Below are 25,776 nucleotides of genomic sequence, written 5' to 3'. Positions count from 1 at the left end.
ATGAGGGGCGTTCAGAAAGGGTAAATAATTGCCCACACAGATAAATACATTATATTGATGTGGAAATAATTCCACACATTACTTTCTTTGACGGCGGGCGATTCTTTTCGCATACTCAATTTAGATGGAAGTCGTCACGACACATGTCAACGCCGACTTCGACACCATCGCCTCGATGGTGGCAGCCCACAAGTTGTATCCGGATGCGGTCCTCGTGCTGCCCGGATCGCAGGAGGAAATGGTAAAAGGGTTCCTCCTGCAGTCCGCCTTTTACGCTCTTGAAGTCCGCAGGGCGAAGGAAATCGACCTTTCACGGGTAACCCGCCTGGTCCTGGTCGACATCCGCAACTCCTCACGTATCGGCGTTTTCGCGGAAGTCGCGATGCGCCCCGGCGTGGACATACACATCTATGACCACCACCCCGACGAGGAGGCGGACCTGCGTGGTAGCGTCGAAGTGATACGTCCCGTCGGTTCCACGACGACGATCCTGGTGGAGATCCTGAAGGAGCGAGGCATCCCGGTCACTCCGGACGAGGCCACGGTGATGATGCTGGGGATCTACGAAGATACAGGCTCGCTCATTTTCCCCTCGACGACCGTTTCCGATTACCTGGCGGCCGCGCACCTCCTTTCCTGCGGAGCGAACCTGGGCGCGGTGTCCGACATCCTCGCCAAGGACCTCACTTCCGAGCAGATCTCGCTGCTTTACGATCTCATCCAGGGGTCGCGGTCCTACAACATCCACGGCGTGGAGGTGGTGATCGCGGAAGCGCGCAGGGAAGAATACGTCGGAGACCTGGCCGTACTCGTCCACAAACTGCGCGACATGGAGGCGGCAAACGTGCTGTTCGCCATCTGCCAGATGGGAGACCGGGTCGTGATCGTAGGGAGGAGCCGCAGGCCGGAGGTGGACGCAGGCGCCGTCATGAGGGAGTTCGGAGGAGGAGGCCATGCATACGCCGCTTCCGCCAACATAAAGGACGCGACCGTTTTCCAGGTGAAAGAGAAGATCCTTTTGGTCCTCTCGGATAAGGTGATCCCGAGGCGCACCGCTGCGGACATCATGGCTGCCCCGGCCAGGTGCGCGGACGCGGAGAGCACGGTGGAAGAGGTTCATCAGCAGTTGACGCGGTTCAACATAAACGCGCTGCCGGTATTGCGGGGAGGGGAGACGGCGGGGATCATAACACGCCAGATCGTCGAGAAGGCGCTCTTCCACGGGCTCGGCGCGGAGAAAGCCGCCGAGTACATGAACTCCGACTTCGAATCGGTCGAGCCGGGAGAGGGGATCGAGCGCGTACAGGAAATCATCCTCGGCAAGAACCAGCGGCTGATCCCGGTGCTCTCGGGCGGGCAGGTGGCGGGGGTAATCACGCGGACGGGGCTGTTGCGATTCCTGCACGGAGTTCGGGAGCTTCCGCCTCCCGACGCGGGAGAGAACATACCGGAAGCCGGCCTGGTCGCACGGCAGAAAAACGTCGCGCACCTGATACGGGAGCGCCTGCCGGAGGAGGTGGTGGACCTGCTTCGGTCCGCGGGAACCGTGGCCGAACGGATCGGCATGTCGGCGTACGTCGTCGGCGGGTTCGTCCGTGACCTCGTGATGCGTATCGACAACCTCGACGTGGACATCGTGATCGAAGGGGACGGGATCGAGTTCGCCGAGGCGTTCGCCCGCGAGAATCCCTGCCGTGTGCGCCCGCACCACAAGTTCGGGACGGCGGTGCTCATCTTCCCCGGCGGATTCAAGATCGACGTGGCCACCGCGCGGGTCGAATATTACCTTAAACCTGCGGCCCTTCCCACCGTGGAGTACAGCAGCATCAAGCAGGACATGTACCGCCGGGACTTCACCATCAACACCCTTGCGGTGCGATTGAATCCGCAGACGTTCGGCGAGCTGATCGATTTCTACAGCGCGCAGCGGGACATCAAGGAACGTGCTTTACGTGTGCTGCACTCCCTTTCCTTCGTGGAGGACCCTTCCCGTATATTGAGGGCGCTCCGGTTCGAGCGCCGTTTCGGTTTCATCGTCGGCAAGCACACGCTGAACCTCATCCGCAACGCCGTGCGCCTGGATCTTATCGGCCGGCTGCCGAAGCCCAGACTCTTCGGTGAGTTGGAGCTTATCCTGAGGGAGCAGGACCCGGTCGCGATCCTGCGGCGCCTTGGCGAACTGGGCATCGGCCCGTCGATCCATCCGAAGATCGCTCTCGACCGGAAGCAGCTTTCGCTGCTGGGCGACACCTCCGAGGTCCTTGTATGGTTCTCTCTTCTCTTCCTGGAAGAGAAGGTGGAGAAGTGGGGAGTGTTGTTCCTGTCACTGCTCGATCCGCTATCGACGGAGGAAGCGATCGCGTATGCGGCGGAGTTGGGAGTGGGGCGCAGGGCGCGGGAATGGGTGCGTATTTCGAGATACGAGGCCGATGTGCCGATCCAGCGGCTCCTGACCAGCCGGGCGGTATCGAGGAAGATGATCTTCGATTGTTTCAATCCGCTGCCGAACGAAGTTATCCTTTACATGATGGCGAAGACGAAACATGCCGATATCAAAAGATATATTTCCCTCTATTTCACGCAGCTCAAGAACGTGCGCCCGCAGGTCACGGGTAAGGACCTCCTGTCGCTCGGCTACGTTCCGGGGCCGGATTTCCGCCGGATACTGGACGAGATCCTCGAGCGCAAGTTCACCGGCGAGCTCAAGACCAAGGCCGCCGAAATGTCCTTCATCCTCTCCCACTTCCCTCAAAAACAGGGACGTTCTTAAAAACTTGCAAGGAACGCGACGCCTTGTAGCCATACCCGTCTCCACCGCCTCGCTACGAACCTTGGTGAGAAATGCGGGTTAAGCACCCAAGGTGATAAGATAGTATATTTTTTAAGAGGGGTATCAAGTGGGAGATATACAGGGGTTTCTCCAGGCGGTATCGATTCAGGCCATCCCGCTTCTGATCGCGATCACCTTCCACGAGGCGGCGCACGGGTGGGTTGCGTACAAAAAGGGGGATCCCACCGCCAAGATGCTGGGGAGGGTTACCCTGAATCCCCTTGCGCACATCGACCCTATCGGCACGGTGCTCCTTCCGGCGTTTCTCATCTTCACGCGCAGCCCCTTCCTGTTCGGATGGGCGAAGCCGGTCCCCGTAAACTTCCGGCTGCTCCGGGACCAGAAGCGCGATCCCATCCATGTGGCTGCGGCGGGGGTCGTGACCAACCTGGCGCTGGCGGCGGCTTCCGGTATCCTGCTCAGCCTCATCGGCCTGCTCGACCAGGGCACCATCGTCAAGATCCGTATGTTCGGGTTGCGGGCGCAGGCGTCGGGCTCCCTTCAGCTCGTCCTCATTCCGGTCGCGCTTATGTGCGTCGAGTCGGTCAGGTGGAACGTGGTCCTCGCGATCTTCAACCTCATCCCGATCCCGCCGCTGGACGGGGGCAGGATCGCAGTGGGGCTGTTGCCGCACGGTCCATCCCAGGCGCTCGCCTCGGTCGAACGGTACGGAATGATCATCCTCATAGTTCTCTTCATGTGGGATCCATTTGGTATAATCCACCGGATCGTCTATCCGATCATGAGCCTGCTGATTCATCTGTTTCTTTCCGGATAATCCACGCAAGGGGGCGGTGTTTTGCAACAACGGATATTAAGCGGCATGCGGCCGAGCGGCAAACTCCACCTGGGGCACTACCTGGGCGTCCTGGTGAACTGGAAAAAGCTCCAGGAAGAGAACGACTGCTTCTACTTCGTCGCCGACTGGCATGCGCTGACAACGGAATACGAACGGACGGCAGTGATTGCGGAGAGCATCGACGACATGGTGATCGACTGGCTGGCGGCGGGCATCGATCCGGAAAAGGCGACTCTTTTCATCCAAAGCCAGGTTCCGCAGCACGCGGAACTGCACCTTCTCCTTTCGATGATCACTCCGCTACCATGGCTGGAGCGGAATCCCACCTACAAGGAGCAGCTCCGCGAACAGACGACGCGTGACCTGCACACGTACGGATTCCTCGGCTACCCGGTCCTGCAGGCGGCCGACATCCTCATGTACGACGCGGCGCTGGTGCCCGTCGGCATCGACCAGGTTCCGCACCTCGAGCTCGCAAGGGAGATCGCCCGGCGGTTCAATTTCCTGTACAAGGATGTTTTCACCATCCCGCAGGCATATCTCACCGAGACGCCGAAGATCATGGGGACCGACAACCGGAAGATGAGCAAGACGTACGGCAACGCCATCCTGCTCTCCGACACGGCGGAAGAGGTATGGGCGAAGGTCAAGCCGATGGTGACCGACCCTGCGCGCGTCCGCCGCACGGACCCGGGAAACCCCGAAATCTGCAACGTGTTCTCGTACCACAAGATCTTCTCGGACGAGGAAACGATCAAGAAGGTGGACGTCGGCTGCCGAACAGCGGGGATAGGCTGCATCGAATGCAAGAAGTGGATGTATGAGCACATGGAGAAGGTCCTTGCGCCGATCCGGGACAAACGGCGGGAGATCGTCGAAAGCGGCGTGTCCGTCCGCGAAATCCTTGCGGAGGGGACCCGCAAGGCTTGCGAGAACGCGGCGAGAAAGATGAAGGAGGTACGCGACGCTGTCGGAATCTGACGCGCCGGGCGCAAACGCGAATGCGAACTCCGGCGCAGGCATCGCCGTACGCCTGGAGGTCTTCGAGGGCCCGCTCGATCTTCTCCTGCACCTGATCCGGGAAGACAAGCTCGACATCCACGACATCCCGATCGCCCGGATCACCGAGCAGTACCTTGCGTACCTCGACACGATGAAGGCGCTCAACCTGGATATCGCAGGTGAGTTCCTGGTGATGGCGTCGACCCTTCTGTACATCAAGTCGAAGTCCCTGCTTCCCCGCGACGACGAGGGCCTGGAACCGGAAGAGGACCCGGAGATCATGCGGGCCGAGCTCTCCCGCAGGCTGATCGAGTATCATAAGTTCAAGGAAGCCGCTGCAAGGCTTGCCGAGCGGCCGATCCTGGGAAGGGACGTGTTCGCGAGGGATTTCCTGTGCGAGACGCTCCCGGAAGGTGAAGTAGCCATCGCCGAGCTGTCGCTCGCGGACCTCATCACGGCGTTCAAAGACGTGCTGGCCCGCCTGCCGAAGGAGGACGTGCACGAAGTTCTCGGCGACCGGCTCACGATCGCGGATGCCATCGCCTTCCTGCTCGACCGGCTCCGCGAGGACGGCTCGATCCGGTTCGACCGCCTTATAGAGGAGTTCAAGACGAAAAACGAGATCATTTCATTCTTCCTGGGGATCCTCGAACTGGTGCGCATCCGGACCGTAAAGGTCTACCAGGCCAACCCTATGGGATTGATCACGGTCGTTCCATCCGTGCGGGAGGTAGAAGATGGAAGAGAATCCGAAGAATCCGACGGCTGACGAACCGGCAGAGCATAGCAGCGAAGACGCAGGAAACGGTCCCACGCAAGACGTCGCCGCAGAGCCGACCCCGGCGGACGATCGGGCGGACAGGGACGCCGATCTCTCCCGTGCCGCCTCCATCCTGGAGAGCCTGATGCTGGTCTCCGAGCAGCCGCTTTCACTCGAAAAGGCCGGGCAGATCCTGGGAGGTCTTTCCAGGGCGTCGGTCCGCGAGGTCATCCGCATTCTACAGTCTAAGTATCCGCCGGACGGCTCCGGCGTCGTGGTGGAGGAAGTGGCCAAAGGTGTACAGTTCCGCACAAATCCCGCCAACCAGGAATACGTGCGCGCATTGTTCGACATCAAGCCGCAGCGTTTCTCACGGGCGGCGCTCGAGACGCTCTCCATCGTCGCCTACAAGCAGCCGGTGACTCGCCTCGAAATCGAACAGATCCGCGGTGTTGATTGCGCGGGGTCGCTCAAGACCCTGATGGAGCGGCGTCTGGTCAAGGTGGTTGGCAAGAAGGACGCAATCGGCAGGCCGTTTCTCTTCGGCACGTCGAGGGAATTCCTGGAGGTGTTCGGGCTTGCCAGCCTGTCCGACCTCCCGTCGATGCACGACATCGAGGATTTCCTTGTGGAAGCCACAGGAGGAGTCGCAACCGAGCATCCGGCGGAAACGTTCACGCCTCCTGCGGAAAACGAGCTTGCCGCAAGCCTTGACGCGGCGGAACACGGAGAGCCTCTGCTTTCCACCGAGCCCGGTCTGCCGGAGGGCGTTTCCGACGACGTCCTTAGCGAAGCCGCTTCCCGCGAGGAGGGCGGCGAGACGAATGATTAACTTCCCGCCGAGCACCCCGGTGAGATATGCCGGGAAGTGAACGGCTCAACCGGTATATCTCGCTGGCGGCGAACGTTTCCCGGCGGACCGCGGACGAACTTGTACGCCACGGGAGGGTAACGGTCGGCGGGCGGCAGGTCCTGGACCCCGGCGCATTCCTGGACCCATCCAGGGACGTGATCCGGCTGGACGGCAACACTCTCGTCCCGGTGCGGGAGGAGAAGATCTACGTGATGGCGTACAAGCCGGACAACGTCGTCACGACCATGAAGGACAAGGAAGGACGCCAGACCGCAGCTTCGCTGGTAGGCGACCTGGCTGCGCGGGTTTTCCCGGTGGGGCGCCTCGATTATCACACTACCGGCATGCTCCTGTTCACGAACGACGGCGAACTCGCCTTCAAGCTCACGCACCCGAGATTCGGAGTCGAAAAGACGTATGTCGCGAAGGTGATGGGTGAGCCGTCACACACCAGCATTAAAGTTCTGCGCCGCGGCCTGCCGATCGACGGCGTGATGACCAACCCCGCCCAGGTGAACTTCCTGGACAAGAGGGAAGGGAAGTCGTGGATCGCGATCCGGATCGCCGAGGGACGCTACCACCAGGTGCGGAAGATGTTCGAAGCGATCGGGCACAAAGTGATGAAGCTCAGGCGAACCGCGATTGGCCCTCTTGAATTGTCGGGTGTGGAACCCGGGGAATGGCGCTACCTCACGGGGAAGGAAGTACGCGACCTGATCGCTTACGTGGAACAAAAGGAGCGTGAACCGCGCACCGCGCCGCAGCGGGAGCCGCACGCGGGGAAACCCAGATTCGTTCCCAAGGCGAAGCGCCCTCGTCCTCCTGAAGCGCCGGCGCCTGCAGGCGAGAAGAAAGGCCCTCGCCAGCCCAAACCGGAATGGAAGAAGCCGTCCAGGGGGGCGCGTTTCCGGTAGATTTAATGCGCCTCCGGCCAAGGCGTGCCAATGATCGTTTTATCAGCGTGTTATTCGTGTTGACAGGCATAGCGATGGGCGGATAATATTATCTGCTTACGGCGCGGGGTGGAGCAGCCAGGTAGCTCGTCGGGCTCATAACCCGAAGGTCCCAGGTTCAAATCCTGGCCCCGCTACCAAATAAATCAAAGGGTTACGGGCGACCGTAGCCCTTTTTCTTTGATGCCATGGAAGGCATCATGCCACGGAGGCCAAGGAGGGCCGGGAGCGGCGAGGATTGCCGTAATTCTGCCGTAAAACACTCGGGCTGAATCGCGGGCGTCTCCAATTCCCATCCCGCCTCCTGTAACCCCGCCAGAAAACGCCCTCCGTCCTTGCGCATCCGGTTCCGGATGTATTTCCCGTAGTGCCGGTAGAGCATCTCGGTGCTCGAGTGGCCCAGCATCCGGGCGACCCACAGCGGGTCTTCTCCCTTTCGTGCCTCCTCATGCGAATACGCACGGCGAGCTCGATAAAGAATCTCCACTCGTGTCGCTGGACCTACCTAGATGACTGGAAGTTCTAAACACCGTTCGCTGCTTACTTCACCAAATATTCTAGCTAAGCGCTGACGTCCCTCATCATCGTAGAATCGGCGCTGGTGTTTGATCCTGGCAGAAAACTCGTTCCACTCATAATCGTATTCCCCTCCCGTCCACAGGAACTGCCGATGATAATTTTTACCGCTGTCATAGAATTGCTCGTCGCCGTCGGGCGGCCATGCAGGATCCCGGTCAATCAGAATTCCGGCAAGCTTCTCTGCAGCTTCGTACGGGATTTCTCGCCATGAAAAGACTGACGGTTTTGTTTCGCGGTCTTAGGGAGTCGGATGCGGAACCGGTCCCTTTTCTTGCGAACCGTTCCTTGAGTTGCTGGAGTTTAGAGATCGCCTCGGCCCGTTCCTTTTCGATCCGGTCCGGCCGTGCCTCTTCCTCAGCTATCGCCTGGCGGAGAAAGTCCTTATCCAGCATGGGTCAGCCGATGTCGATCCAGGGGCCGGTTGAAATCCATCTCTTTTGCAATGACTTACCTGAAACGAGGGCCGATACCACCGGCCCAAGAAAAAGGGACAGGTCGAGAACGACTTCCCGGAGTTCCTTGGGTGAGGCGTGAAGAAGGTTTTTCCTTACAAAAGCGCGCCATTGGGAGATCTTGCCCTGGTCTTCCGAGAACTCTTTGCTAAACGCCACGGGATTTGAAGGAATTTCGGTTTCACGCTGCGCGAATGTCTTGCGAATTGCATCCGTGAGGATTTGCCCGTCGAATTCGAACTGGCGCGACAGGAGCCAGATATCGAAGAAATCCCTCAATCGACTGTTCAGGATCCCGAGTTTGACCATCGTCTGGAATTTTTCGGCGATCGCGCTCTCCCGGCTGTATCCCAAGAGGCGAGGGGCAGGAAGATCGAGTAGGGTCGGGTAGTTTACCTCGACAGGACCCGGAACGATAGGATCGCCGAAACCGACGTCGATCTGCATTGTGACCCGGGCAGTGCCAAGGGCCCCCCGGAACCGGACACGCACACCGTGGTAATCGGCATCCTCCGCGATACGTTCCGCGTTGACCGACTTTCCATCGAATAGTAGGCCGTCAGGAGCGACTGCCTGGGAGCATGCCGACCGGATCGCGCTCGCAATGTCCGCGATGTTATTCCTCGTACGTCCAAGCAGATCGATATCCTTCGTCGCCCGGGAAAGAGGCGTCTTCCAGGCAACGAGCATCAAGGCGCCCTTGAGGATGAACTTCCGTCCATGGGGGGATTCGCCGAGACGATACAGAAAGCGCTCCATGGCGAAATACTGGAGGACTTCGTTGAATGGCCGGCCATCCGCCCGGGCGATGTAGAGAAGGCGTTGGCGGACGGACGCTGCCATGTTCACGATGGGTCGTCTGGTCAAAGGATCGCTTCCAGGTATGGCCGCATGACCTTTTCGACCCGGCAGATTCGAGCACAGCGGATCAGTTTGTCCACATTGAACGACTTTCGCCGGCGATATGCCTTGAGCGCCTCCAGGGCAACCTCGATCCCGATCTTGTAGCGATGCTTGAAGCAATCCGCGACGGTCTTTTCCGGGGAGTAGATGTGAAGGGGGATCTCACCAATCTTGTGGATCTCCGCTCCTTCGGAGAACGCATTGCCCGAGAACCAGAATATGCGAATGGGCGGGAACGAGAGGCGAGGCGGCTCCGAACCTTGCCTGATTGCGACGTAAACTTCGTGGGGCACCTGTGTTGTGAGATCATGGAAAGCCAGCGCCGAAATGAGGCAGATCACGCCGTGTGGTATCTTGAGAGCTACCGTGACGAGATCGGGATTCCCGAGGGGTGGCAGGTCGGCAAGCCGATAGAGACCGCGGCTGATCTGCTCCAGAAGGCCCGAGTCCCGCATTGCATACAGGGTCCGACGGTGTACGCCGAGTCGTATGGCATCAGCCGTGCGGAGTACCCCCTGATGGCTGCGAAATATTCCTCGTGCCTTCTCCTCGGCGTTTCCTTCGTGAGTTCTCATGTGGCCCCCTTGGACAATATTACCAGTAAAGGTTAATTTCTATAGGTAAAATTGTCCAGACCCCAAAGGAGGAGCTCGATATTGCCCGGGCGCGGCAAAAAGAGGTGAGCATGTCATGAACATGAAGAGGAAACCGCCGACCAGGACGCACCGCCAGATGGTGGAGGCGTGGAAGAAGGATCCTGAATTCAAGGCAGCATACGACGAGCTTGAAACGGAGTTCGACCTGCTGCGTGAACTGCTCGCCGCTCGTAGGCGTGCCGGCCTAACACAGGCCGGTGTGGCGGCGAAGATGGGAACCAGGCCTCCCGCCGTTACCCGGCTGGAGACGGCCCTCTCTGCCAACAAGCATTCCCCCACGCTGGTTACGCTGAAGAAATACGCCTGGGCTGTCGGTTGAAACGACGTGCCGCGGTCTTCCTCGTTTCGATGGTTCTGTGCTCGTGCGCTAAATATCAGCTTGCTGTTGTATTCAAGCGGCTGACGCCTCGCAATCAACGCCCTTTCCCTCATGGTAAAGGGCGGGAGGATTGAGGGCGCTTTTGCCGCATATGAATAAAAATGATCATTTACCCGGCTTCAACCACGCAATTGCCGGTTCCAACCAGAGATCAATCGGCTTAAAAAAGAGCTGATGGCCCGCATCGGTCTGCAATGCAATTTCTTTGAAGGACGAATCGCTTGACTTTACTTGAGAAAAGCTACTATTACAGCTCCCAGCCACCTTATCCGACGTTGCATACAGCGACAGGAAAGTCCCTTTGAGCTTTGCGAAATCAGGGTATCCCTTTTCAAGCCCTTTCATCCCGCAGCCGGCTAAAATCAGATAATTGACTTTGGGATTCTCAAGCTCTGCTGCGACCTGAAGGACAATGACACCACCTTTTGAATGACCGGCTACCGTTATGTTTTGCGGAGGGACACCGGCAGTAGTCAGTATACGGACATCTGCAGCCGCTTTTTTCCCATACTCAACGACAGAGGCGTCTTTCGGCCGAATTTCGCTTACGACGATATATCCCTTTTCCGAAAAAGTTTTCAAGATGTCGTAGTATTTGCAGTCCCCATTCGGCCCTTTTGTCTCGACATAATAATTGTGTTGAAATAATAAGTAGTTTGCAGATTTATTGATGGTTGAGGGCATGCTGTAGAAAGGCTCGTTTGCATATGCAGTAGAGATAAAAAGGAATGAAAACAAGAGCATCAATGAAAACCCGAAGAAAGCAGAGATGATATTGCGAGTCACGAGTTCCTCCCTTAAGGGGGGTATTTACCCGGCGCCCGGCCAATCGTCCCTCCCTTATCCGAGAACCAGCTCCATCGGAAGGGCGAAGAGGCGGTCTCCGAGAGCGATAGAGTCCCGGCCTCCGTAGGCAAGAATCCCTCCGCGGCAACGGGGTGCGCCGGCAAGGAAAGCCCGGATGCCGCCAAGGTCGGAATCGGACCATCTTGTCGACGCCTTGACCTCGATCGCCAAGCAATCGCTCCCCTCGGCAATGACGAAATCCACCTCGTGGCGTCCCTGTACGTTCCAATAATAAAGCCCGGCTTCCGGCCAACGGGCCGACAATGTCTCCGCAAGATTCTGAAGGAAGTACGTTTCGAACAAGGGCCCCCGCATGAGGGAATCCGCGCCGGGGGAGATGTCGCGAACACCCGCAAAGTGTGCCGCCAGGCCGGCGTCGTTGAAAAAAAGCTTCGGCGATTTCACCATACGGGATACGGGATTTTCGAGATACGGGGGGAGCCGACGGACCAGGCAGGAGGTTTCCATCACCCCGAGGTACCGGGACAGGGTCGCCACGGGCAATTGAGCGTCCCGGGCGAGTTCGCTGATTTTCAGGATCTTTCCTGTGCGAAGCGCAGACAACCGCACTGCCCTGCGGAAGGAGATCAGGTCCGCCACCTGGCTGAGCTGCCGGACGTCCCGCTCGACATAGGTCTGCTCGTATCCGGTAAACCAGGTCGACGGGTTCCGGACGCCTCCCAGCGCCACCCGTGGCATTCCGCCCCGCAGGATTTCGGCGTGGGAGATGGACTTCGAAAGCGCTCCTCGTCGGGGAAGAGAAGGTTTCCTGAAGAAGGTGCGGAGAAATGGCTCCCCTTTCGTCGCCCGGTGGATTTCCCTGCGGCTGAACGGGGTCATCTCGATGTAGATGGCCCGGCCGGCCAGGCTTTCCGACACCCCCTTCAGAAGCGAGAAGTTGGCGGATCCCGAGAGCAGGATTCGGCCCGGGATCTGGCCCTCCCTGTCGACCTGCGCCTTGATGATCTCCATGAGTCCGGGCAGGCGTTGCGCTTCGTCGATCGTGATGGGGCCAGGCTCTCCGAGGATCGCCTCTGCGTTGGTGCGTATCGCCTCGAGATCGCCGAAACGGTCCAGGGAAAAGTACCGCCGTTTTTTCAACCCGGTGTCGTTCCTTAGAAACGTGCTCTTGCCGCACTGCCGCAACCCCGTCAGGACAACGACCGGCATGTCGCGGAGCGCCTCATGCACCCGGGGAGAGATTTCCCTGTCGAGATAGCCTGTCATAATCACACGAAGCATAGTTTAATTCTGACTTTGACGCAATGGGATTATTATAGTTATGTCGATATTGCGCCGAAATCGGGGCACACTCATAACCCGAAGGTCCCAGGTTCAAATCCTGGCCCCGCTACCAAATAAATCAAAGGGTTACGGGCAAATCCCGTAGCCCTTTTTCTTTCGGGCACCGGTACAAATTTGTGCCCAACGATTTTAAAAATCCCCCCGACGTCCTTCTCGCTGCATTTCCTTGGCTCCTATCCTTGCCGGCTTCGCAGTGAACACGCGCATGATCATCGGCATTTGAAGAACCGGCCAATCCATCCGCGGAAGCGGTACAAGAACAGCCGTTCCCTGGTCCACATAATTCCGAAACGATCCCGTGCCGGGATCATCAAACCAAAAAGTACAATTAATTCGCCGCGATCCCGTCTGCTACGAAAACCGAATCATTCGAGGGGGGAATCCCGAATGACGATGTGGCCTTTGGCGGTATATTTCGCCGCGGTAATCGTTGTTGTGGGTACCATGATAGGGGTCTCCCACATTCTGGGTGAGCGCAATCGGGGACGCGCCGTCGCCGAACCGTACGAGTCGGGTATCGTTTCCGAGGGCTCCGCCCGTGTCCTGTTTTCCGTCAAATTTTACCTCCTGGCGATGTTCTTCGTTATCTTCGACCTGGAGTCCGTCTTCCTCTTCGCCTGGGCGGTGGCGGTTCCCGAATTGGGTTGGGCGGGCTACGTGGAGGTGCTCGTCTTCATCGCCATCCTGGCGGCCGCCCTGGCTTATCTTTGGAGAGTTAGAGCGCTCGATTGGGGTCCCGCCGGACGGCTGCGTGCGCGGGCGGCAGAGGAGGGGTAGCGCGTGCGCTGGTCGCTCATGAAACCGGAATCGCTCGGGCCGGCCGAGGGGCCGGAGAGCCTCGACATGGGGGCCGCGGTCCAACGGAGCTTCGTCCTCACGACCTTGCAGGACGTGCTCGCCTGGGGGCGCAAAAACTCCATATGGCCTTTCAATTTCGGCCTCTCGTGCTGTTTCGTGGAAATGGCCACGAGCATCACGAGCAAGTACGACATCGCCCGGTTCGGATCGGAAGTGATCCGGGGAACGCCCCGTGAAGCCGACCTGATTGTCATCGCGGGAACCGTTTTCATCAAGATGGCTCCAATCATCAAACGGCTCTACGATCAGATGATGGAGCCCCGATGGGTAATTTCCATGGGGTCGTGCGCCAATTCCGGCGGGATGTACGACATCTACAGCGTGGTCCAGGGCGTCGACAAGTTCCTTCCGGTGGACGTCTATGTGCCCGGGTGCCCGCCCCGGCCGGACGCGTTCATGGAAGGGCTTCTGCTCCTTCGGGATGCCGTCGGTACCGAGCGCCGCCCCTTGAGCTGGGTTGCCGGCCCCCAGGCCGTCGTTCGGCCGCCTCTCCCTTCTCTTCGGGACCGGAACCGTGCGGAGCGGCAGAGGGCCACGGTTCTTCGGACCCCCGACGAAATATGAAAACCGCGGACGGCGGCCCGATCATAAAGGAGCTCTTCGACCGCTTCGGCGAGGAGACCCTTGTCCCCCAGGAAACGCGGGACGGGATCCAGACGCTGTGGGCATCCAGGGACAACGTGCGCGATGTCCTGGGCTACCTCAAGGCCGGGACGGACCGCCCATACCGGATGCTCTACGACCTTACGGCTGTCGACGAGCGGGTCCGACGCGTCCGCCAGGATGAAACGAAAAGCGATTTCACCGTGATCTACCACCTTCTTTCCTACGACCGTAACGAGGACATCCGCCTCAAGGTTCCGCTTAGCGGCGAAACGCCATCCGTCCCCACGGTGACCGACATCTGGCCCGCGGCGAACTGGTACGAGCGGGAAGCGTGGGACATGTTCGGCATCGGCTTCGACGGGCACCCGCATTTGCGGAGAATACTCATGCCCCCCACCTGGCAGGGACATCCGCTCCGCAAGGACCACCCCGCGCGAGCCACCGACATGGAGCAGTTCCGCCTGCCGGAAGACAGGCAGGAAATGGAGCAGGAGGCGCTCCGGTTCCGCCCCGAGGACTGGGGCCTTTCGCGGCGCGGGGAGGACACCGACTTCATGTTCCTCAACGTGGGACCGCAGCATCCGGGGACCCACGGAGTGCTGCGCATCGTTCTTCAGCTCGACGGGGAGGAGATCCTCGACGCGGTGCCCGACATCGGCTACCACCACCGTGCCGCCGAGAAAATGGGGGAGCGCCAGTCCTGGCATACCTTCATCCCTTACACGGACCGGGTCGACTACCTCGGCGGCGTGATGAACAACCTGGCGTACGTCCTTGCGGTGGAGAAACTGGCCGGGATCGAAGTGACCGATCGGGCGAAGACGATCCGGGTGATGATGAGCGAGCTCTTCCGCATCATAAGCCACCTGGTGTGGTACGGCACGTTCGCGCAGGACGTGGGGGCGCTCTCCCCCGTCTTCTACATGTTCACCGACCGGGAGAAGGCGTTCGGGATCGTCGAGGCGGTGTGCGGCGACCGGATGCATCCGAACTGGTTTCGGATCGGCGGGGTGGCGCAGGACCTTCCAAAGGGGTGGGACCGCCTCGTCGGGGAGTTCATCCGCTACTTCTCCCCGAAGCTTGCCGAGTACGACCGGATGGTCATGCGCAACCGGATCTTCCAGAGCCGCACCAGGGGGGTGGGCCGGTACACGGTAGACGAGGCGATCGAGTGGGGAATCACCGGGCCGGGGCTTCGTGCCTGCGGGTTCGAATGGGACTTCCGCAAGAAGCGCCCTTATTCCGGCTACGAGAATTTCGAATTCGAAGTTCCGACCGCGCAGAACGGAGATTGCTACGACCGGGCGGTGGTGCGGGTGGAAGAGATGCGCCAGAGCCTGCGCATCATCGAGCAATGCCTGCGGAACATGCCCGAGGGAAAATACATGTCGGAGCATCCGCTCGCCACCCCTCCGCGCAAGGATCGGACGATGCACGACATCGAGACGCTCATCTCCCATTTCCTGGGGGTTGGCTGGGGACCGGTGATTCCCGCGGGGGAGGCGTTCCAGGGGATCGAGGCTACCAAGGGGAACAACGGCTACTTCCTGGTCAGCGACGGCGGCACGATTGCTTACCGGCTCCGCATCCGCGCCCCTTCATTCCCCCACATGCAGATGGTTCCCCTCATCAGCCGGGGCCACATGGTTCCGGACCTGCTGGCCATTCTCGGGAGCGTCGACTATGTACTGGCCGATGTCGACAGATGAGCGTCTGAATCACGTCGAAGCAGGGATGCGACGATGATGACCGCGGAAGAAATCAGGGAGATCGAGGCCGAGCTGGCGCATTACCCGGTACGGAGAGCAGGCGCGATCGAGGCGCTGAAGGTCGTACAGCGGCACCGGGGATGGATCTCCGACGATAGCGTCAAGGAGATCGCCGCGTTCCTTGGGATGAGCGCCGATGAAGTGGACGCCGTCGCCACCTTCTACAACCTGGTCTTCCGCCGCAAGGTGGGCAGGCACGTGATCCTGGTCTGCGACAGCGTGAGCTGCTGGGTGATGGGCTACGATTCCCTTCGCGACCGGTTGAGCGCCAGCCTGGGAATCGGACTCGGGGAGACGACGGCGGACGGGCGATTCACCTTCCTGCCGACCGCCTGCCTCGGCGCCTGCGACCGTGCGCCGGCGATGATGGTGGACGAGGACCTTCACGGCCCCGTCAATCCCGGAGGGATCGACGCTATCCTCGGGAACTACCGGTAGGAGCGACGATGGAATGGAAACCCCGCTAACCGGCAACATCCGTCCCGACCGGGAGCCGCCGGACCTCCCGGAATACGAGAGGGCAGGGGGATACCGTGCGCTGCGGAAGGCGCTCCTTTCGATGACGCCATGGAAGGTCGTCGAGGAGGTCAGGTCGTCGATGTTGAGGGGACGAGGAGGAGCAGGATTTCCCACGGGGATGAAGTGGACCTTCGTGCCGAAGGGTCCCGACGCCCCGCGGCCGAAATACCTGGTCTGCAACGCCGACGAGATGGAGCCGGGCACCTTCAAGGACCGCCTGCTCATGGAGGGAGACCCGCACCAGCTGATCGAGGGGATGATCGTCTCCGCGTACGCCATCGAGGCCGATGTCGCGTGGCTCTTCCTGCGGGTGGAGTACGCGCTCTCCGCCGGGAGGCTTGCGAAAGCGATCGCGGAGGCTTACGGGAAGGGATACCTGGGCAAGGACATACTCGGGTCCGGATACAGCCTGGAGCTTTACCTGCATACGAGCGCCGGGCGATACATGTGCGGGGAGGAGTCGGGGCTTCTCAACTCGCTCGAAGGAAAGCGCGCCACCCCGAGGGCCAAGCCGCCATTCCCGGCTGTCTGCGGGCTCTGGGGAAAGCCCACGGTAATCAACAACGTGGAGACACTGTGCAACGTACCTCATATCGTCAACCGCGGTGCGGACTGGTTCAAGGGGTTGAGCCGGACCGGGGACTCCGGAACAAAGTTATACGGGGTGAGCGGCAGGGTACGGCGGCCCGGGATCAGCGAGCTGCCGATGGGGACCACGATCCGGGAGATCCTGGAGTCCGCGGGGGGGATGCAGGAGGGATACCGGCTGCGCGCCGTCATACCCGGGGGAGCTTCCACGGAATTCGTCCCGGCGGAGCACCAGGACATGCCGATGGACTTCGACTCCCTCCAGGCGGTCGGAAGCCGGATGGGCACCGGGACGATGATCGTCCTCGACGACCGCACCTGCCCCGTAGCGATGCTGCGCAACCTCGAGCAATTCTTCGCCAGGGAGTCGTGCGGTTGGTGCACGCCGTGCCGCGACGGGCTGCCCTGGGTGGAGAAACTTCTGGACGCCGTCGAGGTGGGGCGGGGGGAGCCGGAGGACCTCGAACTCCTGGCGATGCACGCGAAGTTCCTGGGGCCCGGGCTGACCTTTTGCGCCCTGGCTCCGGGGGCCATGGAACCGCTGCGGAGCGGCCTGTCTCTCTTCCGCGACGATTTCCTGCGCCACATCCGCGAGAAGCGGTGTCCCTGGAGGTGAGGATGGCGCGAATCCGGGTTGACGGAAAATGGTACGAAGTAAAGGACGGGCAGAATCTCCTCCACGCTTGCCTGTCCCTGGGATTCGACATCCCTTACTTCTGCTGGCACCCGGCGATGCACTCCGTGGGCGCGTGCCGCCAGTGCGCTGTAAGGCAGTTCCAGGACGAGCGCGACACGAAGGGAAAGATAGTTATGTCGTGCATGACCCCGGCGGCCGACGGGACGCTAATCTCGATCGACGACCCGGAGGCGCGCGAATTCCGCGCACGGGTCATCGAGTGGCTCATGGTCGGACACCCCCACGACTGTCCCGTCTGCGACGAAGGCGGCGAGTGCCATCTCCAGGACATGACGGTGATGACCGGCCACGCCTACCGCCGGTACCGGTTCCGGAAGAGGACCTTCCGGAACCAGGACCTGGGTCCCTTCGTCAACCACGAGATGAACCGGTGCATCGCCTGCTACCGGTGCGTGCGCTTCTACCGGGATTACGCAGGGGGGCGCGATCTCCAGGCGCTGGGCGCGCACCACTACGTCTACTTCGGACGGCACGAGGACGGGACGCTGGAAAACGAATTCAGCGGGAACCTCGTCGAGGTATGTCCCACCGGCGTGTTCACCGACAAGACGCTGAAAATACATTACACGAGGAAGTGGGACCTCCAGACCGCGCCTTCCGTATGCATGCATTGCGGCCTGGGGTGCAACACGATACCCGGAGAGCGGTACGGCACGCTGCGACGAATTCTCAACCGGTACAACGGCGAGGTCAACGGTTATTTTCTGTGCGACCGGGGGCGGTTCGGCTACGAGTTCGTCAATGGGGAACACCGTATCCGGCAGCCGTTGCGCGCGCCGGGCCGGGGCGCAACCCCCGTCGCCGCCCGCCGGGAAGAGGCGCAGGATCTCCTTGCGCGCCTTCTTTCGGAGAGCGGGAGAGTGATCGGCATAGGGTCCCCCCGCGCCTCGCTCGAGGCGAACTTCGGGCTGCGCACCCTTGTGGGCCCGGAGCGGTTCCACGCCGGTATGGCGGAAGGCGAGTCACGCCTGGTCCGGCGCATCGCCGGCATCCTTCGGGACGGCCCGGCGCCCGCTGCATCCATTAGGGACGTGGAGGAGTGCGATGCGGTGCTCGTGCTGGGAGAGGACGTGACGAACACGGCCCCGCGGCTGGCGCTGGCTCTCCGGCAGTCGGCGCGCCAGGCCCCGATGCGGATCGCGGAACGGCTGAAGATCCCCCTCTGGCACGACGGGGCGGTCCGGGATGCCGTTCAGGACGATCGGGGCCCGTTCTTCATCGCCTCGCCTTGCGGCACGAAGCTCGACGACCTGGCCGTCCGGACGTACCGCGCCGCGCCCGACGACCTGGCCAGGCTGGGGTTCGCGGTTGCCAGGGAGCTGTCCGCCGACGCGCCCCCGGTCCCGGACCTTTCTGAAGAAGCGCGGGCCCTGGGCGCGGAGATCGCGGCGGCGCTTTCGGGCGCTAGGCTGCCGCTCGTCGTCTCGGGGACCGGGTGCGGCAGCGAGCCGGTGATCCTCGCCGCTGCAAACATAGCGCGGGCCCTCTGCGAGTCGGGCCTGCCGGCGAGGCTCTGCTTCACTGTCCCCGAGTGCAATGCCCTCGGGCTGGCGCTTTTTGAAGGCCGAAGCCTCCCGGAGGCGTTCCGGGCGGTCGAGGAGGGAAATGCGGACACGGTAATCGTTCTGGAGAACGACCTCTACCGCCGCGCGGATGCCGCGGAAGTTGACGCCTTCCTGGGGAAGGCGAAGCACGTGATCGTCGTCGACCACCTGCTTCACGACACCGCCTCGAAGGCGGATCTCCTCCTGCCCGGGGGGACCTTCGCCGAGACGAACGGAACTGTGGTGAGCGGCGAGGGGCGGGCGCAGCGATTCCATCGGGTGCTCTCCCCGAACGGAGAAATACGGGAAAGCTGGCGCTGGCTGCATGACGCCCTTTCATCCCTCGGCAGACCGGAGGGTGCGGAGTGGAAAAAGGTGGACGACGTCGCCGCCGCCCTCGCCGAGGCGCTGCCCGTCTTCCGGCGAATTTCCGAGTGCGCCCCTTACGCCGAATTCCGAATCGCGGGACAGAAGATCCCGAGGCAGCCGCAACGCTACAGCGGCCGCACAGCGATCCTGGCGAACTTAAGCGTCCACGAGCCGAGACCTCCCGACGACCCCGATAACGCGCTCTCATTTTCAATGGAAGGGTTCCCGGGGATCCCCCCGGCGCCGCTTGTTTCCCGGTTCTGGGCGCCCTCGTGGAACTCGGTCCAGGCGACGATCAAGTTCCAGGCGGAGGGGGCCGCCCCATGGATCGGGGAGGAGAGCGGCATCCGGCTGATCGAGGCGTCAACATCCGGAAGGGCGGCGTGGTTCGAGGAGATCCCCCCGGCGTTCTTGCCGAGGGAGGGGTCATTCCTTGTCCTGCCCCTGCACCACATCTTCGGCTCGGAAGAGACGAGCGCCCTTTCCCCGGCCATAAACCAACGTGCGCCCGCTCCCTACCTTGCGCTTAACCCGCGCGACGCCACAGCGCTACGGATCGAGCCGGGGGGAAACGCGGAGCTTGTACTGGGCGGGGCCGTCCGCTACCTGCCGGTTTCGTTGCGGCCTGATCTCCCCCGCGGCACGGCCGGCCTGCCGGCGGGGATGGGCGGGTGGAAGGGGGCGGTTTTGCCCGGGTTCGGGACGATCAAGGCGGCGGAGCGGCCATGACAGGAACGGCGAGCGCGCTTCTCAACGTGTTCGGGATCCTGGGGGCCGTGCTTACAGCGGCCGCCGTCCTCGTTTGGGCGGAGCGCCGCCTCCTCGCCTTCTGGCAGGACCGGTACGGGCCGAACCGGGTGGGTCCCCAGGGGATTTTTCAGGTGGTGGCCGACATGATCAAGCTCTTCGCGAAGGAGGACTGGATCCCCCCCTTTGCGGAGCGGCACGCGTTCGTCCTCGCGCCGGCGATCATCGTTGTCACGGCGCTCCTGTCGTTCGCCGTCGTCCCCGTCGCGCCCGGCATCGGCGTCGCGAGCCTCGACGTCGGGCTGCTCTTCGTCCTCGCCATGTCCTCCCTGGCCGTCTACAGCGTGGTCCTGGCGGGATGGGCGTCCAACAGCAAGTATTCCCTCCTGGGAGGATTGCGCGCTGCGGCGCAGATGCTCTCCTACGAGGTTTTCATGGGGCTGTCGCTCATGGGGGTGGTGATCCTGGCCGGCTCCTTCGACCTGCGCGAGATCGTGGAGGCGCAAAAGAGTATGTGGTTCGTCGTTCCCCAGCTCCCGGGCTTCATCGTGTTCACGATCGCCGGGATCGCCGAGACCCGCCGGCTACCCTTCGACCTTCCCGAGGCGGAGAGCGAGCTGGTGGCGGGATTCCATACCGAGTACTCGGGGATGAAGTTCGGGATGTTCTTCGTCGGAGAGTACATCGGCGTAACCCTGGTCTCGGCTCTGATCGCGACGCTGTTCTTCGGAGGTTGGCTCGGTCCGGGGCTTCCTCCCGTCGCCTGGTTTCTGCTAAAGACCCTCTTATTCGTCGGATTTTTCATCCTGCTGCGCGCCTCCCTGCCGAGACCGCGCTACGACCAGCTCATGGCATACGGATGGAAGTTCCTTCTGCCGCTGTCCCTCCTCAACCTGGTCGTCACGGGCGGGATCGTGCTGGCTGCGCGGGGGGGATCATGACGGGCGGACATCCCTTCTCTCCCGATAGCGCGATCGCAAGCTCGCTGCGGACAATGTGGGAGGTCTTCCGCCACCTCTTCCGCAGGAAGGCGACCGTGCAGTACCCTGAGGAGAAGGCGTACCTTGCGCCGCGGTGGAGGGGGCGAATCATCCTGGCCCGGGACCCCGACGGCGAGGAACGGTGCGTGGCCTGCTACCTGTGCGCCGTCGCCTGCCCCGTGGACTGCATCGCCCTCGATGCGACCGAGGACGGGTACGGCCGGCGGTACCCGGAGTTTTTCCGGATCAACTTTTCACGCTGCATTTTCTGCGGCTTCTGCGAGGAGGCTTGCCCGACCTACGCCATCCAGCTCACCCCCGACTTCGAGATGAGCGAGTATGACCGCGCGAACATGGTCTACGAGAAGGAGGACCTGCTCATCAGCGGTCCCGGGAAATACCCGGAGTACAACTTCTACCGTGTAGCGGGACTCGCGATCAAGGGGAAGGAGAAGGGGGAGGCCGAGAACGAGGAGCCTCCGGCGGACCCCAAGGGGCTTCTGCCGTAAGAGGCCCCCGGGGCGGACGAAGGACCGCGCATGGGCACGACCTTCTACATCGCGGCCGCCGTCGCGATCTTCTCCACTGCGATGGTGATCACGCGGCTTTCCGCCGTGCACGCCCTGCTATACCTTGTCGTGTCGCTCCTGTCCGTGGCGCTGGTCTTTCTCTCCCTGGGCGCGCCGTTCATCGCCGCCCTGGAAGTTATCGTCTACGCGGGCGTCATCATGGTGCTCTTCCTGTTCGTCATCATGATGCTCAACCTGGGGAAGGCGGCGGCTGCGCAGGAAGCGTCGTGGCTTCGTCCGGGGATCTGGGGCGGGCCCGCGGCCCTTTGCGTCCTCCTGCTCATCGAGCTGATCTACGTACTGTCGCGCGGCGAGACCGCACAGAAGGTCTCCGGCGCCTTGGTAGTCGGGCCCAAGCAGGTTGCGATCGTCCTGTACGGACCGTATCTGCTCGGCGTGGAGCTGGCCTCCATGCTGCTCCTTGCGGGGCTCGTTGGCGCGTACCACCTCGGCCGGCGCGGCACGGATCGGGATTCGGGACACGGGCGAGGGGGAGGGGAGTAGCGGCATGGGCGCGGCTCCGGTCGGGCACGGACTGCTGCTGGCGGGGATCCTCTTCGGGCTGGGACTCGCCGGGCTCCTCGTCCGCCGCAACGTCATCTTCATCCTGATGTCGATCGAGATTATGCTCAACGCGGCGGGGCTCGCCTTCGTGGTCGCCGGCTCCAGCTGGGGGCAGGCCGACGGCCAGGTGATGTTCATCTTCATCCTGACGATGGCGGCCGCGGAGGTCTCCGTCGGGCTGGCGCTGGTCCTGCGTATGTTCCACCGGTTCAAGACGGTGGACGCCGACGCGGCCAGCCGGATGCGGGGCTGACGGAAATGTTGTCCCTTCTGTGGCTCGTCCCCGCGCTTCCGCTCGCCGGCTTCTCCGTGCTGGCCGCCGGAGCGGGCCGGCTCACGAGGCCGCAGGCCGCGCTTGTCGGCGTGGGCGCCGTGGGGCTCTCGGCCTTGGGGGCCCTTCTTGTCGCCGCCTCTTTCCTGGTCCATCCTCCCCCCGGCCACGCCTTCGTCCAGCAGCTCTGGACCTGGATCGACATCGACGGCTTTGCGCCCCGGATCGCGCTGCGCCTTGACGCGCTCTCCCTGTTGATGATGGCCGTCATCACCTTCGTCGCCTTCCTCATACACCTTTACTCCTCCGAGTTCATGATCGAGGAGGAAGGGTACGGCCGGTTCTTCGCCTACATGAACCTCTTCGTGGCGATGATGCTCATCCTGGTGCTGGCCGACAACCTGCTCCTTCTGTATCTCGGCTGGGAAGGAGTGGGTCTGTGCAGCTACCTGCTCATCGGCTTCTGGTACAAGGACCCCGCCAACGGCGCGGCGGCCAGAAAAGCCTTCATCGTGACCAGGATCGGCGATGCCGCGATGGCCGTCGGCCTCTTCCTTGTCTTCACCGAGCTGGGAACTATGGATATCCAGGAGATGATGCGGCGGGCGGGGCTTTCGTGGACGCCGGGATCGGCGATGCCTGTCGCCGCCGCGGCGCTTCTGCTCGGCGGGGCGCTGGGAAAGTCCGCCCAGATCCCCCTCCAGACATGGCTGCCGGACGCCATGGCGGGCCCCACCCCGGTCTCCGCCCTGATCCACGCCGCCACCATGGTGACCGCGGGGGTCTACCTCGTCGCCCGCACACATGCGCTTTACACCCTGGCTCCCCCCGTCCAGCACGCCGTCGCCGTGATCGGGGCCCTGACGCTCCTCGTGGCGGGAGCAAGCGCCATGGTGCAAAGGGATATAAAGAGGGTCCTCGCCTACTCGACGATCAGCCAGATCGGTTACATGTTCCTTGCACTGGGAGTGGGGGCGTATACGGCCGCCATCTTCCACTTCATGACCCACGCGTTCTTCAAGGCGCTCCTGTTCCTTGCGGCAGGCGCCGTCATCCGGGCCCTGCACCACGAGCACGACATCTTCCGGATGGGAGGCCTGCGGAAGGAGCTTCCGCTGGCATTCTGGACCTTCCTTGCCGCCGGGGCATCGCTCTCCGGCTTCCCCCTGGTGACAGCGGGATTCTACAGCAAGGACGAGATCCTACGGCACGCATGGTCCTCGCCCTCCGGGGGGCCGTGGCTCTTTGCGGCCGGGTGGACGGGGGCCGTCATCACCGGGATCTACATCTTCCGCCTGATATTCCAGGTCTTCTTCGGGGCTCCGAAGGGGCCTGCCGACAGGAGGCCGAGCGTCCGGATCGAGCTTCCGCTGGCGGTCCTCGCGGTTCTTTCCGTCGGGGCCGGGTTCGTCGAGATCCCGGGGACCCTTGGCGGCTCCGCCCGGCTCACCGGATTCCTCGGAACCGCACTCCCGGTCCCCGCGGAACCTGAAGGAGTCGCCGGCGCATCGGTGATTCCGCAGCTCCTCGCGATCGCCGCATCGCTCCTTGGCATCGGGGTGGCGTACCTGCTGTTCCTGCGCCGCCCCGGCGTCATCGATCGATTGGCCCGGACTTCGATGGGGGAGGCGGTGCACCGGTTATGGCTCTCGGGGTGGGGATTCGACCGGCTGTACGACCGGCTCATCGTCCGCCCGGTCGTTCGGGCGGCGGCGGTCAACCGGGACGATTTCATCGACTCGTTCTACGACGGCGTGGCTCTCTTCAACAGGATGCTGCACCGCGTCCTCGTCCGGACCCAGACCGGGAACGTGCGCTGGTACGCCGCGGCGATCGCGGCGGGAGCCGCAGGCCTCGTGGCCATCGTGCTGTTTCTATGATCCTGCCGGTACTCATTCTCATCCCGCTTGCAGGGGGAGTCGTCGCCTGGCTGCTCGAGTGCGGAGACGCGCGCCGGCCCCGTTGGGTCTGCCTTGCCGCCCTGACACTCGATCTACTGCTCGTCCTCGTCCTGTGGGCCGTATCATTCCCACGGATGGACGGGTCGGCCGGCGGCTGGATCGCGGAGCTGCGGTGGAGCTGGATACCCCGTTTCGGAATCGGCCTCCGCCTGGCGATGGACGGGATCAGCCTGCTTCTTTCGGCGCTGACCGTGTTCCTGGGGATCGCCGCGGTGGCCGCTTCGTGGACCGAGATCCGGGAACAGGTCGGGTTCTTCCACTTCAACCTGATGTGGGTCCTCTCGGGGGTGCTGGGCGTCTTCCTGTCCCTGGACCTTTTCCTCTTCTATTTTTTCTGGGAGCTGATGCTCGTCCCGATGTATTTTCTCATCGCCGTCTGGGGCCACGAGAACCGCATCTACGCCGCGGTAAAGTTCTTCCTGTTCACGCAGCTCTCCGGGCTGCTCATGCTCCTCGCCATCCTGGGACTTTATTTCGTCCATCACCGCGCCACCGGCGTCTACACCTTCGACTACGAGCGGCTCCTCGGCACCCCGATGGGAGGGGCGACATCATGGTGGCTCATGCTCGGTTTCTTTGCAGCCTTCGCCGTGAAGCTGCCCGCAGTGCCGCTGCACACCTGGCTTCCGGACGCCCACACGGAGGCGCCCACCGCGGGGAGCGTGATCCTCGCCGGTCTTCTCCTCAAGACGGGCGCCTACGGCCTCCTGCGCTTCGCCGTCCCTCTCTTTCCGGAAGCGGCGCGCGCATTCGCGCCCCTGGCCATGGCGTTGGGGGCGGCCGGTATCCTTTACGGCGCCTTGCTGGCCTTCGCCCAGTCCGACCTGAAGCGGCTGGTGGCGTACACGAGCGTCAGCCACCTGGGATTCGTCATGCTGGGGATCTATTCCGGGAGCGTCCTGGCGCTCCAGGGCGCGGTCCTTCAGATGATCTGCCACGGGCTCAGCACGGGGGGCCTCTTCATCCTGGCGGGGGCGCTCCAGGAGAGGATCCACACGCGGGACATGGACATGATGGAGGGGCTGTGGGCGGTCTCCCCGCGGATGGCGGGGGCAGGCCTTTTCTTCGCCCTTGCCTCCCTGGGCCTGCCCGGCATCGGCAACTTCGTGGCGGAGTTCCTGGTGCTCCTGGGGGCTTACCGGGTCGATCCCGCCGTAACGGCCGTCGCCGTCGTCGGCCTGGTCGCCGCGACGGTCTACTCCCTGCGCCTGGTCCAGCAGACCTTTCACGGGTCGAACGTGCGTGGCTGGACCTTCCCGGACTTCACGATGCGGGAGATGGTTGTAATGGCCGCGATGATAGCCCTTCTCCTGTGGATCGGGCTGCGCCCGCAAACCTTGATCGACACGGCGGCGCCGGATCTCTACCGCATCGCCGCGTCCGTCTCCGTCGCTTCCGCGCCGGCGGGGAGGTGAGA

The 25,776-nt window shown here is 62.3% G+C and carries 23 protein-coding genes and 1 tRNA gene; 20 read left to right on the top strand and 4 right to left on the bottom strand.

All coding sequences use genetic code 11. The annotated features are described in order from the left end of the window. Positions 1-124 precede the first annotated feature (124 nt). From HY896_09080 to HY896_09050, 7 genes are all read left to right on the top strand, one after another. Complete coding sequence (locus HY896_09080; GenBank protein ID MBI5576498.1) at positions 125-2,770, top strand: CBS domain-containing protein; 2,646 nt, start codon at positions 125-127, stop codon at positions 2,768-2,770. Between the two features lie 127 nt (positions 2,771-2,897). After that, the gene (locus HY896_09075) at positions 2,898-3,608 is read left to right on the top strand and encodes a site-2 protease family protein (GenBank protein ID MBI5576497.1); all 711 of its coding nucleotides are present in this window, start codon (positions 2,898-2,900) and stop codon (positions 3,606-3,608) included. A gap of 45 nt (positions 3,609-3,653) precedes the next feature. Further along, entirely contained in the window at positions 3,654-4,610 is a 957-nt protein-coding gene (gene trpS / locus HY896_09070) for a tryptophan--tRNA ligase (GenBank protein MBI5576496.1), read from the top strand. Between the two features lie 40 nt (positions 4,611-4,650). Then, the gene (locus tag HY896_09065; GenBank protein ID MBI5576495.1) at positions 4,651-5,400 is read left to right on the top strand and encodes a segregation/condensation protein A; all 750 of its coding nucleotides are present in this window, start codon (positions 4,651-4,653) and stop codon (positions 5,398-5,400) included. Then, the gene (scpB, locus tag HY896_09060; protein MBI5576494.1) at positions 5,369-6,223 is read left to right on the top strand and encodes an SMC-Scp complex subunit ScpB; all 855 of its coding nucleotides are present in this window, start codon (positions 5,369-5,371) and stop codon (positions 6,221-6,223) included. Before HY896_09065 ends, scpB begins: the two co-directional genes overlap by 32 nt. Before the next feature lie 26 nt (positions 6,224-6,249). Next, entirely contained in the window at positions 6,250-7,158 is a 909-nt protein-coding gene (locus HY896_09055; GenBank protein ID MBI5576493.1) for an rRNA pseudouridine synthase, read from the top strand. 102 nt (positions 7,159-7,260) lie between these two features. Further along, positions 7,261-7,337: transfer RNA gene (locus HY896_09050), tRNA-Met, on the top strand. Positions 7,338-8,171: 834 nt separating this feature from the next. Here HY896_09050 and HY896_09045 read toward each other — a convergent pair. Together HY896_09045 and HY896_09040 are read right to left on the bottom strand one after the other, a co-directional pair. Next, positions 8,172-9,071: a nucleotidyl transferase AbiEii/AbiGii toxin family protein gene (locus HY896_09045; protein MBI5576492.1), complete on the bottom strand. Its 900-nt coding sequence runs from the start codon at positions 9,069-9,071 to the stop codon at positions 8,172-8,174. A gap of 20 nt (positions 9,072-9,091) precedes the next feature. Then, positions 9,092-9,706, bottom strand: coding sequence for a type IV toxin-antitoxin system AbiEi family antitoxin domain-containing protein (locus HY896_09040; GenBank protein MBI5576491.1), 615 nt, complete (start codon positions 9,704-9,706; stop codon positions 9,092-9,094). 115 nt (positions 9,707-9,821) lie between these two features. On the opposite strand from HY896_09040, the gene HY896_09035 reads away from it, so the two are divergent. Beyond that, positions 9,822-10,106, top strand: coding sequence for a helix-turn-helix transcriptional regulator (locus HY896_09035; GenBank protein MBI5576490.1), 285 nt, complete (start codon positions 9,822-9,824; stop codon positions 10,104-10,106). Positions 10,107-10,271: 165 nt separating this feature from the next. Here HY896_09035 and HY896_09030 read toward each other — a convergent pair whose 3' ends face one another. Then, complete coding sequence (locus HY896_09030; GenBank protein MBI5576489.1) at positions 10,272-10,952, bottom strand: hypothetical protein; 681 nt, start codon at positions 10,950-10,952, stop codon at positions 10,272-10,274. 54 nt (positions 10,953-11,006) lie between these two features. Beyond that, positions 11,007-12,254, bottom strand: coding sequence for an ATP-binding protein (locus HY896_09025; protein MBI5576488.1), 1,248 nt, complete (start codon positions 12,252-12,254; stop codon positions 11,007-11,009). A 450-nt stretch (positions 12,255-12,704) separates the two neighbouring features. Between HY896_09025 and ndhC the strand changes: the two genes are divergently transcribed. The 12 genes from ndhC to nuoM are packed head-to-tail and all read left to right on the top strand — an operon-like array spanning position 12,705 to position 25,774. Continuing rightward, positions 12,705-13,094, top strand: coding sequence for an NADH-quinone oxidoreductase subunit A (gene ndhC, locus HY896_09020; GenBank protein ID MBI5576487.1), 390 nt, complete (start codon positions 12,705-12,707; stop codon positions 13,092-13,094). 18 nt (positions 13,095-13,112) lie between these two features. Beyond that, on the top strand, positions 13,113-13,739 hold the full coding sequence (locus tag HY896_09015; protein ID MBI5576486.1) for an NADH-quinone oxidoreductase subunit B: 627 nt from the start codon (positions 13,113-13,115) through the stop codon (positions 13,737-13,739). Then, complete coding sequence (gene nuoC, locus HY896_09010) at positions 13,736-15,490, top strand: NADH-quinone oxidoreductase subunit C/D (protein MBI5576485.1); 1,755 nt, start codon at positions 13,736-13,738, stop codon at positions 15,488-15,490. The genes HY896_09015 and nuoC overlap by 4 nt, the downstream gene beginning before the upstream one ends. Positions 15,491-15,523: 33 nt before the next feature. Then, a complete protein-coding gene (gene nuoE, locus HY896_09005; protein MBI5576484.1) occupies positions 15,524-15,988 on the top strand; it encodes an NADH-quinone oxidoreductase subunit NuoE in 465 nt (154 codons plus the stop codon). 13 nt (positions 15,989-16,001) lie between these two features. Further along, positions 16,002-17,273, top strand: a complete 1,272-nt coding sequence (gene nuoF / locus HY896_09000) for an NADH-quinone oxidoreductase subunit NuoF (GenBank protein MBI5576483.1) — start codon at positions 16,002-16,004, stop codon at positions 17,271-17,273. A 2-nt stretch (positions 17,274-17,275) separates the two neighbouring features. Beyond that, complete coding sequence (nuoG, locus tag HY896_08995) at positions 17,276-19,996, top strand: NADH-quinone oxidoreductase subunit NuoG (GenBank protein MBI5576482.1); 2,721 nt, start codon at positions 17,276-17,278, stop codon at positions 19,994-19,996. After that, the gene (nuoH, locus tag HY896_08990; GenBank protein MBI5576481.1) at positions 19,993-20,955 is read left to right on the top strand and encodes an NADH-quinone oxidoreductase subunit NuoH; all 963 of its coding nucleotides are present in this window, start codon (positions 19,993-19,995) and stop codon (positions 20,953-20,955) included. The genes nuoG and nuoH overlap by 4 nt, the downstream gene beginning before the upstream one ends. Continuing rightward, on the top strand, positions 20,952-21,503 hold the full coding sequence (gene nuoI, locus HY896_08985) for an NADH-quinone oxidoreductase subunit NuoI (protein ID MBI5576480.1): 552 nt from the start codon (positions 20,952-20,954) through the stop codon (positions 21,501-21,503). Before nuoH ends, nuoI begins: the two co-directional genes overlap by 4 nt. A 30-nt stretch (positions 21,504-21,533) precedes the next feature. Continuing rightward, positions 21,534-22,067, top strand: coding sequence for an NADH-quinone oxidoreductase subunit J (nuoJ, locus tag HY896_08980; GenBank protein ID MBI5576479.1), 534 nt, complete (start codon positions 21,534-21,536; stop codon positions 22,065-22,067). Between the two features lie 4 nt (positions 22,068-22,071). Continuing rightward, positions 22,072-22,380, top strand: a complete 309-nt coding sequence (nuoK, locus tag HY896_08975) for an NADH-quinone oxidoreductase subunit NuoK (protein ID MBI5576478.1) — start codon at positions 22,072-22,074, stop codon at positions 22,378-22,380. Positions 22,381-22,385: 5 nt separating this feature from the next. Next, positions 22,386-24,278, top strand: a complete 1,893-nt coding sequence (gene nuoL, locus HY896_08970; GenBank protein MBI5576477.1) for an NADH-quinone oxidoreductase subunit L — start codon at positions 22,386-22,388, stop codon at positions 24,276-24,278. Beyond that, positions 24,275-25,774, top strand: a complete 1,500-nt coding sequence (nuoM, locus tag HY896_08965) for an NADH-quinone oxidoreductase subunit M (protein ID MBI5576476.1) — start codon at positions 24,275-24,277, stop codon at positions 25,772-25,774. The genes nuoL and nuoM overlap by 4 nt, the downstream gene beginning before the upstream one ends. The last annotated feature ends 2 nt before the right edge of the window (positions 25,775-25,776 follow it).

The sequence above is a fragment of the Deltaproteobacteria bacterium genome (genome assembly GCA_016218975.1).
In the GTDB taxonomy this organism is placed as follows: domain Bacteria; phylum Desulfobacterota; class Deferrimicrobia; order Deferrimicrobiales; family Deferrimicrobiaceae; genus JAENIX01.
This window is presented reverse-complemented; position numbering and strand designations above follow the sequence as displayed.

Bases quoted from the DNA above. Each gene is read 5' to 3' on its own strand.
- nuoK (MBI5576478.1), top strand. From the start codon at position 22,072: ATGGGCGCGGCTCCGGTCGGGCACGGACTGCTGCTGGCGGGGATCCTC.
- nuoL (MBI5576477.1), top strand. From the start codon at position 22,386: ATGTTGTCCCTTCTGTGGCTCGTCCCCGCGCTTCCGCTCGCCGGCTTC.
- nuoG (MBI5576482.1), top strand. From the start codon at position 17,276: ATGGCGCGAATCCGGGTTGACGGAAAATGGTACGAAGTAAAGGACGGG.
- HY896_09045 (MBI5576492.1), bottom strand. From the start codon at position 9,071: ATGGCAGCGTCCGTCCGCCAACGCCTTCTCTACATCGCCCGGGCGGAT.
- HY896_09055 (MBI5576493.1), top strand. From the start codon at position 6,250: ATGCCGGGAAGTGAACGGCTCAACCGGTATATCTCGCTGGCGGCGAAC.
- scpB (MBI5576494.1), top strand. From the start codon at position 5,369: ATGGAAGAGAATCCGAAGAATCCGACGGCTGACGAACCGGCAGAGCAT.
- ndhC (MBI5576487.1), top strand. From the start codon at position 12,705: ATGACGATGTGGCCTTTGGCGGTATATTTCGCCGCGGTAATCGTTGTT.
- trpS (MBI5576496.1), top strand. From the start codon at position 3,654: ATGCGGCCGAGCGGCAAACTCCACCTGGGGCACTACCTGGGCGTCCTG.
- HY896_09035 (MBI5576490.1), top strand. From the start codon at position 9,822: ATGAACATGAAGAGGAAACCGCCGACCAGGACGCACCGCCAGATGGTG.
- nuoE (MBI5576484.1), top strand. From the start codon at position 15,524: ATGATGACCGCGGAAGAAATCAGGGAGATCGAGGCCGAGCTGGCGCAT.
- nuoH (MBI5576481.1), top strand. From the start codon at position 19,993: ATGACAGGAACGGCGAGCGCGCTTCTCAACGTGTTCGGGATCCTGGGG.
- nuoF (MBI5576483.1), top strand. From the start codon at position 16,002: ATGGAAACCCCGCTAACCGGCAACATCCGTCCCGACCGGGAGCCGCCG.
- nuoI (MBI5576480.1), top strand. From the start codon at position 20,952: ATGACGGGCGGACATCCCTTCTCTCCCGATAGCGCGATCGCAAGCTCG.
- HY896_09025 (MBI5576488.1), bottom strand. From the start codon at position 12,254: ATGCTTCGTGTGATTATGACAGGCTATCTCGACAGGGAAATCTCTCCC.
- HY896_09015 (MBI5576486.1), top strand. From the start codon at position 13,113: ATGAAACCGGAATCGCTCGGGCCGGCCGAGGGGCCGGAGAGCCTCGAC.
- nuoJ (MBI5576479.1), top strand. From the start codon at position 21,534: ATGGGCACGACCTTCTACATCGCGGCCGCCGTCGCGATCTTCTCCACT.
- HY896_09040 (MBI5576491.1), bottom strand. From the start codon at position 9,706: ATGAGAACTCACGAAGGAAACGCCGAGGAGAAGGCACGAGGAATATTT.
- nuoC (MBI5576485.1), top strand. From the start codon at position 13,736: ATGAAAACCGCGGACGGCGGCCCGATCATAAAGGAGCTCTTCGACCGC.
- nuoM (MBI5576476.1), top strand. From the start codon at position 24,275: ATGATCCTGCCGGTACTCATTCTCATCCCGCTTGCAGGGGGAGTCGTC.
- HY896_09080 (MBI5576498.1), top strand. From the start codon at position 125: ATGGAAGTCGTCACGACACATGTCAACGCCGACTTCGACACCATCGCC.